Origin of the sequence: Microcoleus pseudofavosus SVA1_A4, from assembly GCF_036700565.1 — a bacterium.
In the GTDB taxonomy this organism is placed as follows: domain Bacteria; phylum Cyanobacteriota; class Cyanobacteriia; order Cyanobacteriales; family Microcoleaceae; genus Microcoleus.
Map to the genome: position 1 here is coordinate 14,907 of NZ_JAUBPE010000039.1, position 13,284 is coordinate 28,190.

The window sequence follows — 13,284 nt, forward strand, 5'->3', positions numbered from 1 at the left end:
GCCCACCTTTTTTTTGAGGGGCGATTCCCTACGGGATAGCTGCGATCGCGCGGCCTTTTTTTCTCTAAATCACGGTAGGTGCTTGAAAAACTTCTAAAATCTTTTGTTTCAAAGTAACTAACTCATCTGTAGCTGCATGAGCTTCATAAATAGCTTCAGATGCTGCTACAAAAGGATCTGCATAAAGGGCAAAATAGAGTGAATTAACTGCGCGCGCTGTGTGAAATGCAGCTAAATAATCTGATAATTCTATATGGCCTTCTCCCATTTTTTCTTGCAAGTCCCACTGAATCTCATCGAGTCGATCGACCAAGGATTTAAGTTTGTTTTGAAGTGAAACATCACCGCATTGACTTTTTTCTAGCGCTTCTAATCCTTCGTCAAGAATTGGGTGACTTAATCTAGTGCGTTCAATTGCGAATTTACAAGCGGCTTTAGCTGCACTTCGCTGTTCGGAAATAGTTGCTTGTTTCAGCATTTCCGATTGTTCAGCATCAATAAATTCTAAGCGATTTTCTGTCATTGTGTAATTAACTCCTTGGATTAGATTTTTGGGGACTTGCGACTAAGCCGCCAGCGCCTTCTATCGTTTGGACGCAGTTTTCACACATAGGACGCCCTGCTGCTACTGCAATTACTTTACAATCATTTTTAACGGCCCAAGCAACTATGTCAGCTTCCGCATGGCCAAAACCGGGAATAACGGTTTCTCCGAGTAAGAGTGCAGACTTTACTCCAGGGCGCAAGTAACCATTGGGTTCGCTGGTTCCTATCACTACTCTGCGGTTTTCTTGGGCGTTTTCAACAACCCCAGCACCCATTGTTACTCTAGATTGCGCGGGTGGTGATAGAGCTTGCTGTAAGGCGATCGCTCGCGATCGGGCAATGCCTTCAGGATTGCTGAAAAGTTCTGCTTCTGTGTAGTCTTCTGGCAGTATTGTCTCCTCGGTTGTTAAAGATATAGACTGTGGCCATCGCTTAAGGGCGATCGCTTTCTGATTTATCTTTTTTGTGTTCTTGACGTTCTCGAACAGATTTCGTCAGCAGGTACGTTGCCAAACTGCTAACGGATCTGCTTTCTTCTTCTGCCCATTCTTCGAGAGCTTTTTGAATCTCTTCTGGCAAGTATGCGGTAACTCGTCCCCGTGAAGCCATTCGTTGTACTGCAAAACATTTCAACACACTCCATCTTACGCCGTGGCCATCGCTTAAGGGCGATCGCTTTCTGATTCTTCCTTTTTCTGCTCTTGGCGCTCTCTGACTGCTTTAGCTGCCACATGGGATAGCAGGTTTGCAAGGGTTCTATCTTCTTCTTCTGCCCATTCGGACAAGGCTTGATGAACGTCTTCTGGCAGCGTAACTGTGACTCGCATTCGTGAAGGCATGGGCTGGCATGGTTTTACTTCAATTGTCTTCAATTTTACACTCTCACGTCATTAGATATATTTTTGTGTCATTTGATGTTTTTAACATCAAATTATGCTATTAGTGTATATAAGGCTCAGGCCTTAAAACGTCAGAAGCCAGCCCCTCACTGTCCAAGGTTCCGGGCTGGCTCTGGCTCCAAAAATATCAATGGAGACGAGTTCTATGTTGACATACAAAGACCGCTTGTGTTGTTGGGCGATCGCCCGTTTGTTACCCTCTGAGCAATGGATAATTGTTGCCCGCTTCCGCAATCGTTCAGATGCAGACGGGCATTTTCAGTTTTTGCGACAAACTATACCTCACGTTAAGTTTGAGGTTGTGTTCGATATAAGCGGGGACAGTCACTGTTTATCCGCGTTGGGCCGCCCTTCCAATTCTGTCACCAGCGCGTTATAAATGGTAATTTTCGCGGCGGTTTCAGTTAACTAAACATTGGCGATTCCCTACGGGATAGCTTCGCTTCACGCATTTTTTTTGATAAGTGCGATCGTCCGTACCCTCTCAGCCAAATCAGAATTTATACTGGGGTGGCCTCAAGACTAAAATTCTCCGAACAGGACTTTATCAACCTTGGGCTGTGGTAAAATTATCGTATCCACAACACTTTCTCGTTACTTAAAAATATGCGATCGCAACTAGAACAAATTACGCTTCAAGACAGAAATGCTGCTGAAATGGAAATTCGCGACAAGCAGAAGCAAATTAATTACGATACGAGAGACTATCCCCTCGAAATACTTGTTCAAAAATATATGGAAGGAATTAACGATGATACTAATAAGTTGTTTATTCCCGACTACCAACGCGAACTTGTTTGGGATGAAGCAAGGCAATCAAAGTTTATCGAATCGGTAATTTGGGGGCTGCCAATACCTTCTATATTCGTTGTTGATATCGGCCATGATGAAAATGATGAACCACGTTTAGAGATCGTATACGGTGCACAACGCATTCTTACCCTAACTAGATTTGTTAACAACGAATTAACCTTAATTGGACTCAAAAAAATAGAGCAGTTAAATGGATTTAAGTTTAGTGATTTACTCATGCCTCGCCAGAGGAACTTCAACCGAAAGACAGTTCGGACTATCCAATTAACTGAAGCTGCGAATGAGGAAGTCCGAAGAGATTTATTTGAGCGGATACAATCATTTTAATTGCAATGTAAATCCATTTTACATACTGCACACAATCTGAGGCAACCCGTTTTAGAAATAAAGTAGTTGCGCGTATTGAATATTTCCGCAATTAACTGCCATGTCACACTCATGAATACTGTATTTTTAGACTTTAATACACGCGCCAAAGAGGTGAACGATTACTTCATTTTTTTGGAGAGCTTGGAAAAACAGACAACGAAGTTAGCTTTATTCGATCCTGCTGGCAAATACCAAATTCAAAGCCTCGATCCAGAGTTAGCAAAAACTCTCAAAGCTAATGGTTTTTTGTTGCTGTATAACTTAGTTGAATCCACTATGCGAAATGCGATTGAAGCCATATTTGAGGAATTTAAAAATAAATCAATTTCCTTTGACCAACTCAAACCCAAAATTAAACTTATCGTCCTCCAAAATCTTAAAAATCGTTCTCCTAAGAAAATTTATTTAACAATTAACCAACTCTCTACTGATATCATCACAGCTACATTTGAACGTGAAGAACTGTTTTCGGGGAATGTGGATGCTAGGTTAATTAAAGAAATAGCAGACAAATACGGTTTTTCATATCAAACAGACTTTGCTAAGACAAAAAACGGGCAAAATCTTGTAGTGATTAAAAGTAATAGAAATGACTTAGCGCACGGCATTAAGTCTTTTGAGGAAGTTGGGCGAGATAAGACAATTAAGCAACTATTAGAAATGAAGGAAGAAGTCGTAGAGTATTTGACGCAAATACTGGAAAATATCAGAGATTATCTTGACAATGAAGAGTATTTGGAGTTACCCACAGGTAATCCTTAATTTTTGTTTTCTTCGTCCGCGCAGGTGTCCAGAAACCGGGTTTTTGCGAGAATACTTCCTACAGCCGGCAGAAATAGCAAAAAACCCGGTTTCTCGCGATCGCCATCAACCTCAAATGACGCAATTACGTTAAAAAACCGGGTTTTTGCGTCCAGGACTGATAACTTACTTCCGCACCATCACAGACTTAATTACAGCATTCGGCTGATATTTATTAGTCTGATAAAATCCCCCTTGACCGGCCCCGTAAACCCCCGCAAACTGCTTCCCATCAGCCTTGGGAACAAACATAATGTTTCTAGTGGGTTGCTTGGCAAATACAACCCCTTCTCTCGATTCATTATCCACGTTATAAGATAAAGTAGCCTTACCGTAAATGGCCTCAGCTTGTTTCAGAGTCATTCCCGGCCCGACGCCCTGAACTGTTTTATAATTAGAATTTTCAGTCATTAAAAGTTCAATGACATCCGTATCTTTTAGCTTTGTCCCCGCAGCATAAATAATCCGATATTGCACTTTTCCCGATCGACTAACTGCCACAGAATCAAAGTCTACCATAAAAGGAGACTCTACCTTAAACTGCGCCGTGGAACCCAGAGCCTTTTTTAATTGTCCGAAAGTCATCCCCACCTTCGCCGCTCCAATTGTGCGATCGGAAATTGTTAAACTTGCAGCAGGTGTTTTTTGAGCAGCCTTTACCGCTTCCCCCAGGACATTTGCACCCCCAAGCGCAACAGCGGAACCGGGAGTGGAAATTAAGGTGAGGTAACTGCCGATCGCCAGCAAAGCAGCTATCATTGATCCAGACAAAACTTTAACATTCAACATGACTAATTCTCCTAGATTTCAAATGCGACTATCTACCCGCATCTTTTGGACTATCCTAGGCCTCACCTTGCTAGTTTGGATTCTCAGAGGCGTTGGCATCTTGACATTCATTCCCGGTGCTGTTATCTGGATACTGATTTTGTTGTCTTTTGTTGCGGGTATCCTCAGCACTTTACTCCGTCGGTAAGCCAGCATCCGGCAAATAACAAATAATAAATAACAATTAACAATTAACAAATTATTTTAATTTTGATTGTTTCATTGCCTTTCCAACGGTCACATTCAACTGAGCGCCGATCAGCATCACCAAAGAAGAAAGATCGAGCCACAGCAGCAACACAATAAAAGTTCCGATCGTGCCGTAAGTCCAACTAAAATTGCCCCAATGCCAAACATAAAACCGAAATAAAGCTGAAAACAGCGCCCACAAAATAGCAGCAAAAACAGCTCCCGACAAAATAGGAATATCTGGTTGACGGCGGCTCGGCCCGTAGCGGTAAACAAAGGCAAAAGCCAGTGATACAATTCCCAAAGAAATCGGCCAGCGCCACAGCCGCCAAACACCTAATAGTTCCGACTCCAAAGGGCAATTGCCGGCGGGGAGCAAGCAGTTTTGGACATCTTTTAAATCGCAAGTGGCGACGGACTCCAGCAGGCAACTCTGGCGGGCAATAGCTTGCACAATTAAGTCGCTGACAAATATTACTCCCGATGCCAGAATCAATAGTATAATTGTGCCGATACTCAGGGCCAGAGAAATAAGTTTTGCTTTCCAAAATGGTCGAGTTCGAGCGCTGGGGATTTCATGGATGCGATCGAGTGCAGCCATCGCCGCGCTCATTACTCCAGAAAATACCCAAACCGACGCAAAAAAGCTCACCGAAAACAGCCCTTTACTGCGAGTTAACAAAATTTCTTTGATTAAGCCGCCAATCAAATTCCGAACGTTATCGGGTATGACTTCGCCCAAAAGACGGGCGATTTGATACAGTGTTGACTGCAAAGGTTCAAATAGGGCGATCGCCGACAACACGGCCAACAGCCCCGGAAACAGCGCCAGCATAGAATTGTAGGCCATTTCCGCAGACAGCCCCGGCAACCGCTGTTCTCCCGCCTTCGCGCCGACTTCCTTGAGCGTGCCCCAAGTCAAACACCGACAAAACAGCCAAAAACCACCAAATTTGCTTTGGATCGCTCGAAGTCGCCTCAAAAGCACCTTAAACAAAGCTAAAATCAGGTACCGCAGCCAGTAAAAAATGTTCATAGCGCATAGGAAACGGGGCGAAAGATGAGGTAATATCATGGACGGTTGCATCGGAATAATATATTTGGATGATATAGCGTGCGAGCGTCCCGCTCGCTACCCAAATCGCGAGCGGGACGCTCGCACTACATAATTCCGATGCCACGGGATTTGATATGAAACAAGTCGTTAATTAATTAAGCCATTATCAAGTCGCAATTGCCAATTCTCAATTCCCAATCTAAAATCTAAAATCTAAAATCTAAAATCAATATTATGGCTCAGGATGTCAGACAGTGGTTAGATGAAATCAAGCGGTTGCAACAGCAGTTAACAGAAGTTTCGCGCGATCGCGATGAGGCCGGTGAAAGTGCGGCTCAGTGGCGCCAACTCTACAATACCGAAGCGGAGCAGCGGCGGAATGATGCTAAATTAACTCAGCAAAGCATCGCTTCTCTGGAAGCACAAATCGAGCAATTACAAAATTTTTCCCCCATTGTGCCCGAAGGCGACGATGCTGGAGTTGCTCGCCAGCAGGAAGTCGCACAACTGCAAACAGTTGGCGAACTTCAAGCTAAGTTAGCAGAAGTTCTCCAAGAGCGCGATCGGGCGATCGAACAAGTTAAACAACTGACTCAAGCCCTCAAACAAGAAGAATCCCGCCACGCAGAAACCAGCAAAAATTTAACTAGCGCCCTCGGAGATGCCGTTGACTTGCTCGCGAAGGCAAAAAATCCTGCTCCTGTAACAAAAGAGACAGCATATTCTTTAGAGATAGTACCTGTTACCACCGGAAATCCGGGCGAAAGTGCGATCGAAATCCGCCACAATCCGGCTCAACTTCCGCCTTCTAAAAACCAGTTACTTCAGTTACCGCCTTTTGAAAATTAGCAATATCAAATCCGGTAGCATCGCAATTATATAGTGCGAGCGTCTCGCTCGCGGCATGGATCGCGAGCTAGAAGCTCGCACTCCAAAATAAATATGAACGAGCGCTCGGATTTGGTATGAAGCCTAATTTTCAAGCAAAAACCACAGTCCGATTGCCGTAAACTAAAACACGATTTTGTAAATGATATCGCACGGCTCTTGCTAATACAACTCTTTCTAAATCTTTACCTTTGCGAACCAAATCGGACACTTCATCGCGGTGACTCACGCGCACAACATCTTGTTCGATAATCGGCCCCGCATCTAAATCGGGTGTAACGTAGTGGGCTGTTGCACCGATAATTTTTACCCCTCTTTCATAAGCCCTTTCGTAGGGATTTGCACCCACAAACGCGGGTAAAAATGAATGGTGAATATTAATCACATTGGGAAATTTTATGATAAAGTCTTGACTCAAGATTTGCATATATTTCGCCAAAACTACTAGATCGATCTTATATTTCTTAAGAATTTCTAACTGTTGTGCTTCTTGAATAGCTTTATTGTCTTTAGTAATGGGAATATACTCAAAGTCGATACCGTATTGTGTGGCAATGGGCTTTAAATTTTGATGGTTGCTGATAATCAGGGGGATTTCACATCGAATTTCTTGCGATTTTTGTCGCCAAATCAAGTCTAACAAACAATGATCTTGACGACTGACCCAAATTGCAATCCGTCGAATTTTATGGGAAAAATGCAATTGCCAATTGGCTTGTAAATCCTTGGCAATTTCACTAAAAGCAGGTGTTATTTGTTCGGTGGTTAAATCAAAATCATCTAATTGCCATTCTAGTCGGCTCAGAAATAATCCGGCGGTAAAATCTGTATGGTGATCCGCGTGGATGATATTGCCGTTGTGGGAGGCGATAAAATTGGCAAGTAAGGCGACGAGTCCTTTGCGATCGGGACAGGCAATTAACAGGGTTGCAGTAGGCTTAGTCATGGTAGAATAGCAAAATTGTCTCGCTGAGTCGAGCAAGAACAAGTTATCTCACAGGGGTTTATTGATACGTTTAGGGGCGGGCAAGATGCCCACCTCACAAGAGATTTTAACTAAGAGTGGAACAGGCATCTTGCCTGTTTCGATGGGCTTACGGGCGGGCAAGATGCCCACCCCACAAGAGATTTTAACTAAGAGTGGAACAGGCATCTTGCCTGTTTCGATCTTCCTTCTTTCTTCTTCTAAAATCCCATCGCCCCAGCTACTGCATCCAAACTCGGAGCAATGCCGCTTTTAAACTGATTGTTGCTGTGATTAATTGCCGTATCAGGGTCTTTCAAACCGTTACCAGTCAACACGCAAACCACCGTCGCCCCAGTCGGAACTTGGTCTTTTACCTTCAGCAAACCGGCCACAGAAGCTGCACTCGCCGGTTCGCAGAAAATTCCTTCCTGTGATGCTAGCAAACGGTAAGCGTCGAGAATTTCGGCGTCGGTGACTGCTGCAAAACTGCCGCGGCTGGCTTCGGAAGCTGCGATCGCCTGTTTCCAGCTAGCCGGGTTCCCAATCCGAATCGCCGTCGCCAGGGTTTCTGGGTTCGCCACGGGTTGGCCCGTTACCAAAGGCGCAGCCCCGGCGGCTTGAAATCCCATCATCCGCGGCAGGCGCGAACATTTTTTGGCTTGATGGTATTGACAAAAACCCATCCAGTATGCTGTGATGTTTCCCGCATTTCCGACGGGAATGCACAGCCAGTCGGGGGCGTCGCCCAAAGCGTCAACGACTTCAAAAGCGCCGGTTTTCTGGCCTTCCAAGCGGTAAGGATTCACCGAATTTACCAAGGTCACGGGGTAGTTAACAGCCATTTCGCGGACAATTTCTAGGGCCCGATCGAAATTTCCCCCAATCGAAATCACTTCCGCACCGTAAAGCAAAGCTTGCGCCAGCTTGCCCAAAGCCACGTAACCTTCGGGAATCAACACGAAAGCTCGCATTCCCCCGCGTCGGGCGTAGGCGGCCGCCGATGCCGAAGTATTGCCGGTACTGGCGCAAATTACAGCCTCCGCACCAGCTTCCTTTGCCTTGGAAATCGCCATTGTCATCCCCCGGTCTTTGAAACTACCAGTGGGGTTGAGGCCGTCGTATTTGACCAGGACGCGCACGTCTCTACCGATGAGAGAGGCGATCGCAGGTGCTGGAATCAGGGGAGTATTGCCCTCTTGGAGGGTCACTACCGGCGTGGTTTCCGTCACCGGCAGGTAGGGGCGATAAGCTTCGATCAAGCCCGGCCAGCCGTAGCGTTTCGGCGAGGCTGCGCGGGCAGCGGAGTTAGCAGCAGAGTCAGTAGCAGGTAGAATCAGGGTCACGATGTCAATGGTTTTAGGCAATGGCCGAGGAATTTACACTAATTTTAGCTCGATCGGTTAATTTGATGTTTAATACGATCGGTTCAGGTTAAAGTAACTTAATGGTGTGAATGTGTAGATATGTCTACTCAATTACTAATGTCAAATAATTCATCCACTCTTTCCCGGCCTCAAGTCACCGCGAGCAATCCCGAAATGGCTAGTTCTTCTACGCTATCGACCAGTTTTGCCCGCAAAGTAGATTTGGTGAAGTGCCCCTACCAAGCCGATCAGCAAGTTAAGTTCCTGCATTTGCAAGCAGAAATCGATTCCTTGCTGCTGGAAGTGCAAAGCCTCAAACAGCAACGCTCGATCGCTGGATTGCCGCCTCTCGACCCGATTTCTGGCAGCCACAGCAACTAGCAGACAACAGTCGCTAATGCTAATTGTGCTGCCCCTGTGTTATAAAAACGAAGGTTTTGCTACCCGCAGTTTTTTTTGCCGAAAGTGCTAGAAATTCCTAACTGCGGATAGCGATCGCTAGCATTTGCTACAACGCGCCTGCCTACTGCTCAACTCGTCTGCTTCTTGCTGGCAACGAGCTGATATTTGACTGCGCTTTTTTATGCGCTAATTTTGTTAAGCCATGCTCATAGCACACGGAGAATCGAAATCAGTTTATGACAGCATCGATCGAAAAACCACTAAGTTTGACATCCGCAAGTGACACCTCCAACTTGCGCCTCAAAGATATTCTCAAAACCCTGCCGCGGGAAGTATTCGTCAAAAACCCCCGCAAAGCTTGGACAAAAGTCATCGTCAACGTTTTGCTAGTTGCTGTCGGTTACTGGGGCATAGCAGTATCGCCTTGGTTTCTACTACCCCTGATGTGGATTTTCACAGGTACCGGATTAACCGGTTTTTTTGTGATCGGGCACGACTGCGGCCACCGATCATTTGCTAACCGGCGCTGGGTAAACGATTTAGTCGGACACCTAGCATTTTTGCCGTTAATTTTCCCGTTTCACGCATGGCGTCACGGACACAATTACCACCACAAACACACCAACAAAATTGGCGAGGATAATGCTTGGCAGCCGATGACAGCAGAAGACTACGCTGCTACTCCCAAGGGTTTACAAATAGCTTATAGTTTAATATTCGGTCGGATGTGGTGGATTGGCTCGATCGCCCACTGGGCAAAAGTACACTTCATGTGGTGGCGCTTCAAAGGCAAACAGCAAGAACAAGTCCGGTTTTCGGTTTTTGTAGTTTTGATCGGTGCTGCGATCGGATTTCCGATTTTAATTGCAACAACAGGCATTTGGGGATTTGTCAAATTTTGGTTGATGCCCTGGATGGTTTACCATTTCTGGATGAGCACTTTTACGATCGTCCACCACACAGCACCAGACATTTCATTTAAAGAACCGGAAGAATGGAACGAAGCCCAAGCGCAACTATCGGGAACAGTTCACTGCGATTATCCCCGCTGGGTAGAGTTTCTGTGCCACGACATTAACGTGCACGTTCCCCACCACCTTTCAACTGCTATTCCCTGGTACAATTTGCGCCTCGCCCACAGCAGCTTGAAGGAAAACTGGCAAGATCATCTCTACGAAACAGAATTTTCTTGGTCTTTAATGAAGCGGATTGCCGACAACTGTCATTTGTACGATCCCGCGGGCGGCTATCTGACATTGGAGGAATTTAACGCTCAAACAAAGTAGTTTGGAAACGCGATCGCTCCCCAAAAAACCCGGTTTGTCAAACTAAACCGGGTTTTTCGATATTACAATTCGTAGCCTTTGTAAGGGGAGGAATGCGTACCCTACTGTCAATATCACAATCCGTACCATTATTAAATCAGTCATTCCAAATCTAAAATCTAAAATCTAAAATCTAAAATCGAATGACTTTCAATCCCAATAACTGTCGCAACGAAAGCGAAGTAGAAAGCAAACTCATTGTCAGCTATCTGCTACCAAAGTTAGGCTATACCCCCGACACTTGGCACCAAGAAATAGCATTTGGGAATATTCGTCTAGACTTCCTCTCATTTGCCACCCAAGTTATCCCCATAGTTGTCGATGCAGACTCGCCGATGAGTGTAGTCATGGAGGCTAAACATCCGAAAGAAAATTTAGACCGCCACCTGCGAAAACTCAATCGCTATTTAACAAGTTTGAGCATCCGCTACGGACTCATAACTAACGGTAAAGAAATTAGAATTTACGAAAGAATCGCCGCTGATATTCTGCTAGTATTTAAGTGTGCTGGACAAGACCTTGAAACTAGAATTGATGAAATTATCGCTTTAATTGGCAGAGATCGTTTAAGATTTATAAAAAATCCCGATAATCTCGAACTGGAAGATAGTAAAATTAATTTGGTTAGTCCTGAGTTAGTTAGCGAAGTCCCAGTACAGCCAAAGAATCCCGTCACCGCAGAACCTGAGCCAAGTCAAATCTCAGAACCGGAACAAATACCTGAAAATAATCCCGTTAAGCCTCAAGTTAAATCCGATGTAACCGTTCCCCAAAAAACTAAAAATACGATGAAAATCATTGCAGTTTACCACAATAAAGGCGGCGTTGGCAAAACTACAACAGTAGTCAATTTAGCCGCAGCGCTGAGCAAGCAAGGTAAAAGAGTCTTGGTAATCGACTTAGACAGTCAAGCCAATACAACCTTTGCCACAGGATTAGTCAAATTTGAGGATGAAGAACAAGATGATTTGAAACATAGCAACATTCTTCATGTTTTGCAACAGGAAGATGGTTACTCGATCGCCGAAGTAGCTCGCAAGTCTAATTTTTGTAATCCCCCAATAGATGTGATTCCTTCTCATATTGATTTAATGCAATATGAAACCGAAATCAATAACCTAGATTACAGCCGAATGATTTTAATTCAAAAACTAGCAGAAGTACAGGATAAGTATGATATTGTACTGATCGATACGCCGCCCTCTTTAAATTTTTACGCTAGAGTTGCCCTGAATTCATCAGATTATGTAATTATTCCTTCTGATTTAAAACCTTTTGCCAATCAAGGACTGATTAATGTCAAGGAATTTATCAAAAAAGTTAATGGATTCAAAAAAACAATTGGCAAGAAACCACTAGAAATTTTAGGCGTTCTCCCTTGCAAAATCTCAACTAATGTTAAATTTGTACAGTACAGTTTGCCCAAGCGGAGGGAGGCAATTCCCAAACGGTACGACCTTGAAATCATGGACAGCGTAATTTACGAAAGAGACGATTTAGCAAAGTGTGCAGAACAATTTCAAATCGTGGGAAATATGGAAATCGCCGATCCGATTTCAGTGCTAGACTTTAAGCCTGATTGCATCGCATCCCAAGAATTTGAAATGCTAGCACTCGAAGTTTTGGAAAAAATAGGTAAAAACTAATGAAAAAATTATTTCCGTCACTGGTTGCAGTGAAAAGAATTACATCCGCCGTTCCCCGTTCCAATTTTGCAGAGCCTGATTTGGATAAATTAGCGAGACTGATTTTAGAGTCAGGAGGATTGATTAATCCGATAATTGTCCGCCGAAACGGTATGGATGCTTACGAAATAGTAGACGGAGACTTTGAATACTATGCGGCGGCGAGAGCAAAGGAAATAGAACCTCTCAAAGGCGAGACAATCGGAGCATTCATCCTGGAAGAAGAAAATGAAGAACTTCTCCTCGAACAACTTGAAATTCGCAGAAAAACCGCAATCACTGAGCATCAAAGTGTAAGTGTGGTTCCGCAACCGTCCTCCAGCTTAGAACAGCGGCTGACAAATATTGAAACTCGATTGGAAAACAGAATTAATGAATTGAAAGCCGAGTACACGCGGGAAAAACAGGCGCTGATAGAGAGGGTTAAAGATGTTGAAAGCCGCATTCCCAAGCCTGTTCCGCTGTTGGAAGCACTCAACACTCAAGATAAATTCAAATTGGCTACAAATTTGAAAAATGCTGGCATCAAAGCTCAAATAATAGAAGAAATCATCAAAGAGCGAGATTTGGAGCAGTTTGCCTCTTTTGAAAATGTGTTGGAACGCATTAAAGGTAAAGGGTTAGGCGAGAAAACAATGATTAAGCTTATTGACAAGTGGCAAAAATATTTATAAGCTTTCAGCCATCTAAATTGCATTTTGGGGGCGCTCAAAGCCCGCCCGACAAAAGTTGAAAAATCCGATATGATTCGGCGGTTGAAATCCATTCAACACAAACTTTCATTCCTCTCGCTTGAGACTAAAGAATAAGGGCGATATTAAAGCTGGCTGTGGTATAAATCGCAATTGCGATCGCAACTCGCAACGCCAGCCCGATCGCCCTGACGCCAAAAAAAGTAAAGATGAGTAAAGCAGTGGATCATTGGTGTCCCGCAGGCAGTTAAACTCATCACAGCCGCTTTTTTTAGGAATTGCAGTAACTTTTGCCGCCCGGGCTGTCACCGCACAGCCAGCCGCACAGGTACAGCAGCAACGCCATATCTCCGCCAGATAACCGAGTTCGATCGCAGACTGGGAAGACTCAACCCAAGAAACCCTTTAAATTACCACGGTCTGGGTAAGGTGTTTGTCTCGCACCCTACAATTAGAGTT

17 protein-coding genes are annotated in these 13,284 nt (G+C 44.5%); 9 read left to right on the plus strand and 8 right to left on the minus strand.

Annotated features, from left to right (window positions below; translation table 11 throughout):
* Positions 1-64: 64 nt before the first annotated feature.
* The 4 genes from QUA02_RS17830 to QUA02_RS17845 form a co-directional block, all read right to left on the minus strand.
* A complete protein-coding gene (locus tag QUA02_RS17830) occupies positions 65-523 on the minus strand; it encodes a hypothetical protein (protein WP_333029543.1) in 459 nt (152 codons plus the stop codon).
* Positions 524-530: 7 nt separating this feature from the next.
* On the minus strand, positions 531-821 hold the full coding sequence (locus QUA02_RS17835) for a hypothetical protein (protein ID WP_333029544.1): 291 nt from the start codon (positions 819-821) through the stop codon (positions 531-533).
* A 157-nt stretch (positions 822-978) separates the two neighbouring features.
* The gene (locus QUA02_RS17840; protein WP_333029545.1) at positions 979-1,155 is read right to left on the minus strand and encodes a ribbon-helix-helix domain-containing protein; all 177 of its coding nucleotides are present in this window, start codon (positions 1,153-1,155) and stop codon (positions 979-981) included.
* 53 nt (positions 1,156-1,208) lie between these two features.
* Positions 1,209-1,385 (minus strand): ribbon-helix-helix domain-containing protein, encoded by a 177-nt coding sequence (locus QUA02_RS17845; protein ID WP_333029546.1) that lies wholly within the window; start codon positions 1,383-1,385, stop codon positions 1,209-1,211.
* A gap of 205 nt (positions 1,386-1,590) precedes the next feature.
* Between QUA02_RS17845 and QUA02_RS17850 the strand changes: the two genes are divergently transcribed.
* From QUA02_RS17850 to QUA02_RS17860, 3 genes are all read left to right on the plus strand, one after another.
* The gene (locus tag QUA02_RS17850) at positions 1,591-1,824 is read left to right on the plus strand and encodes a hypothetical protein (RefSeq protein WP_333029547.1); all 234 of its coding nucleotides are present in this window, start codon (positions 1,591-1,593) and stop codon (positions 1,822-1,824) included.
* 227 nt (positions 1,825-2,051) lie between these two features.
* Positions 2,052-2,585 carry a DUF262 domain-containing protein gene (locus QUA02_RS17855; RefSeq protein WP_333029548.1) on the plus strand — a complete coding sequence of 178 codons (534 nt, stop codon included), beginning with the start codon at positions 2,052-2,054 and terminating at the stop codon, positions 2,583-2,585.
* Positions 2,586-2,696: 111 nt separating this feature from the next.
* Positions 2,697-3,389, plus strand: coding sequence for an MAE_28990/MAE_18760 family HEPN-like nuclease (locus QUA02_RS17860; protein ID WP_333029550.1), 693 nt, complete (start codon positions 2,697-2,699; stop codon positions 3,387-3,389).
* A 165-nt stretch (positions 3,390-3,554) separates the two neighbouring features.
* Here the strand turns inward: QUA02_RS17860 and QUA02_RS17865 are convergent, their stop codons facing one another.
* Positions 3,555-4,217 carry a hypothetical protein gene (locus tag QUA02_RS17865; RefSeq protein WP_333029551.1) on the minus strand — a complete coding sequence of 221 codons (663 nt, stop codon included), beginning with the start codon at positions 4,215-4,217 and terminating at the stop codon, positions 3,555-3,557.
* Here QUA02_RS17865 and QUA02_RS17870 point away from each other — a divergent pair.
* On the plus strand, positions 4,216-4,404 hold the full coding sequence (locus QUA02_RS17870) for a hypothetical protein (RefSeq protein WP_333029553.1): 189 nt from the start codon (positions 4,216-4,218) through the stop codon (positions 4,402-4,404). The two genes, QUA02_RS17865 and QUA02_RS17870, sit on opposite strands and share 2 nt — an antisense overlap.
* A gap of 51 nt (positions 4,405-4,455) precedes the next feature.
* On the opposite strand, the gene QUA02_RS17875 is transcribed toward QUA02_RS17870, so the two are convergent.
* Positions 4,456-5,481 carry a YihY/virulence factor BrkB family protein gene (locus tag QUA02_RS17875; RefSeq protein ID WP_333029555.1) on the minus strand — a complete coding sequence of 342 codons (1,026 nt, stop codon included), beginning with the start codon at positions 5,479-5,481 and terminating at the stop codon, positions 4,456-4,458.
* Between the two features lie 255 nt (positions 5,482-5,736).
* Between QUA02_RS17875 and QUA02_RS17880 the strand changes: the two genes are divergently transcribed.
* Positions 5,737-6,351 carry a hypothetical protein gene (locus QUA02_RS17880; RefSeq protein ID WP_333029556.1) on the plus strand — a complete coding sequence of 205 codons (615 nt, stop codon included), beginning with the start codon at positions 5,737-5,739 and terminating at the stop codon, positions 6,349-6,351.
* A 130-nt stretch (positions 6,352-6,481) separates the two neighbouring features.
* Here QUA02_RS17880 and purU read toward each other — a convergent pair whose 3' ends face one another.
* Both purU and thrC read right to left on the minus strand, forming a co-directional pair.
* The gene (gene purU, locus QUA02_RS17885) at positions 6,482-7,336 is read right to left on the minus strand and encodes a formyltetrahydrofolate deformylase (RefSeq protein WP_333029558.1); all 855 of its coding nucleotides are present in this window, start codon (positions 7,334-7,336) and stop codon (positions 6,482-6,484) included.
* Between the two features lie 239 nt (positions 7,337-7,575).
* The gene (thrC, locus tag QUA02_RS17890) at positions 7,576-8,700 is read right to left on the minus strand and encodes a threonine synthase (protein ID WP_333029560.1); all 1,125 of its coding nucleotides are present in this window, start codon (positions 8,698-8,700) and stop codon (positions 7,576-7,578) included.
* A 120-nt stretch (positions 8,701-8,820) separates the two neighbouring features.
* Between thrC and QUA02_RS17895 the strand changes: the two genes are divergently transcribed.
* From QUA02_RS17895 to QUA02_RS17910, 4 genes are all read left to right on the plus strand, one after another.
* Complete coding sequence (locus QUA02_RS17895; RefSeq protein WP_333029562.1) at positions 8,821-9,102, plus strand: hypothetical protein; 282 nt, start codon at positions 8,821-8,823, stop codon at positions 9,100-9,102.
* Between the two features lie 257 nt (positions 9,103-9,359).
* Entirely contained in the window at positions 9,360-10,409 is a 1,050-nt protein-coding gene (locus QUA02_RS17900) for a fatty acid desaturase (RefSeq protein ID WP_333029563.1), read from the plus strand.
* Positions 10,410-10,591: 182 nt separating this feature from the next.
* A complete protein-coding gene (locus QUA02_RS17905; RefSeq protein WP_333029565.1) occupies positions 10,592-12,094 on the plus strand; it encodes an AAA family ATPase in 1,503 nt (500 codons plus the stop codon).
* Positions 12,094-12,807: a ParB N-terminal domain-containing protein gene (locus QUA02_RS17910; RefSeq protein ID WP_333029566.1), complete on the plus strand. Its 714-nt coding sequence runs from the start codon at positions 12,094-12,096 to the stop codon at positions 12,805-12,807. The genes QUA02_RS17905 and QUA02_RS17910 overlap by 1 nt, the downstream gene beginning before the upstream one ends.
* Positions 12,808-13,284 lie beyond the last annotated feature (477 nt).

Bases quoted from the DNA above. Each gene is read 5' to 3' on its own strand.
- QUA02_RS17870 (WP_333029553.1), top strand. From the start codon at position 4,216: ATGACTAATTCTCCTAGATTTCAAATGCGACTATCTACCCGCATCTTT.
- QUA02_RS17875 (WP_333029555.1), bottom strand. From the start codon at position 5,481: ATGAACATTTTTTACTGGCTGCGGTACCTGATTTTAGCTTTGTTTAAG.
- QUA02_RS17910 (WP_333029566.1), top strand. From the start codon at position 12,094: ATGAAAAAATTATTTCCGTCACTGGTTGCAGTGAAAAGAATTACATCC.
- QUA02_RS17905 (WP_333029565.1), top strand. From the start codon at position 10,592: ATGACTTTCAATCCCAATAACTGTCGCAACGAAAGCGAAGTAGAAAGC.
- QUA02_RS17880 (WP_333029556.1), top strand. From the start codon at position 5,737: ATGGCTCAGGATGTCAGACAGTGGTTAGATGAAATCAAGCGGTTGCAA.
- QUA02_RS17835 (WP_333029544.1), bottom strand. From the start codon at position 821: ATGGGTGCTGGGGTTGTTGAAAACGCCCAAGAAAACCGCAGAGTAGTG.
- QUA02_RS17855 (WP_333029548.1), top strand. From the start codon at position 2,052: ATGCGATCGCAACTAGAACAAATTACGCTTCAAGACAGAAATGCTGCT.
- QUA02_RS17830 (WP_333029543.1), bottom strand. From the start codon at position 523: ATGACAGAAAATCGCTTAGAATTTATTGATGCTGAACAATCGGAAATG.
- QUA02_RS17900 (WP_333029563.1), top strand. From the start codon at position 9,360: ATGACAGCATCGATCGAAAAACCACTAAGTTTGACATCCGCAAGTGAC.
- QUA02_RS17850 (WP_333029547.1), top strand. From the start codon at position 1,591: ATGTTGACATACAAAGACCGCTTGTGTTGTTGGGCGATCGCCCGTTTG.
- QUA02_RS17865 (WP_333029551.1), bottom strand. From the start codon at position 4,217: ATGTTGAATGTTAAAGTTTTGTCTGGATCAATGATAGCTGCTTTGCTG.
- QUA02_RS17895 (WP_333029562.1), top strand. From the start codon at position 8,821: ATGTCTACTCAATTACTAATGTCAAATAATTCATCCACTCTTTCCCGG.
- QUA02_RS17840 (WP_333029545.1), bottom strand. From the start codon at position 1,155: ATGGCTTCACGGGGACGAGTTACCGCATACTTGCCAGAAGAGATTCAA.
- purU (WP_333029558.1), bottom strand. From the start codon at position 7,336: ATGACTAAGCCTACTGCAACCCTGTTAATTGCCTGTCCCGATCGCAAA.
- QUA02_RS17860 (WP_333029550.1), top strand. From the start codon at position 2,697: ATGAATACTGTATTTTTAGACTTTAATACACGCGCCAAAGAGGTGAAC.
- QUA02_RS17845 (WP_333029546.1), bottom strand. From the start codon at position 1,385: ATGCCTTCACGAATGCGAGTCACAGTTACGCTGCCAGAAGACGTTCAT.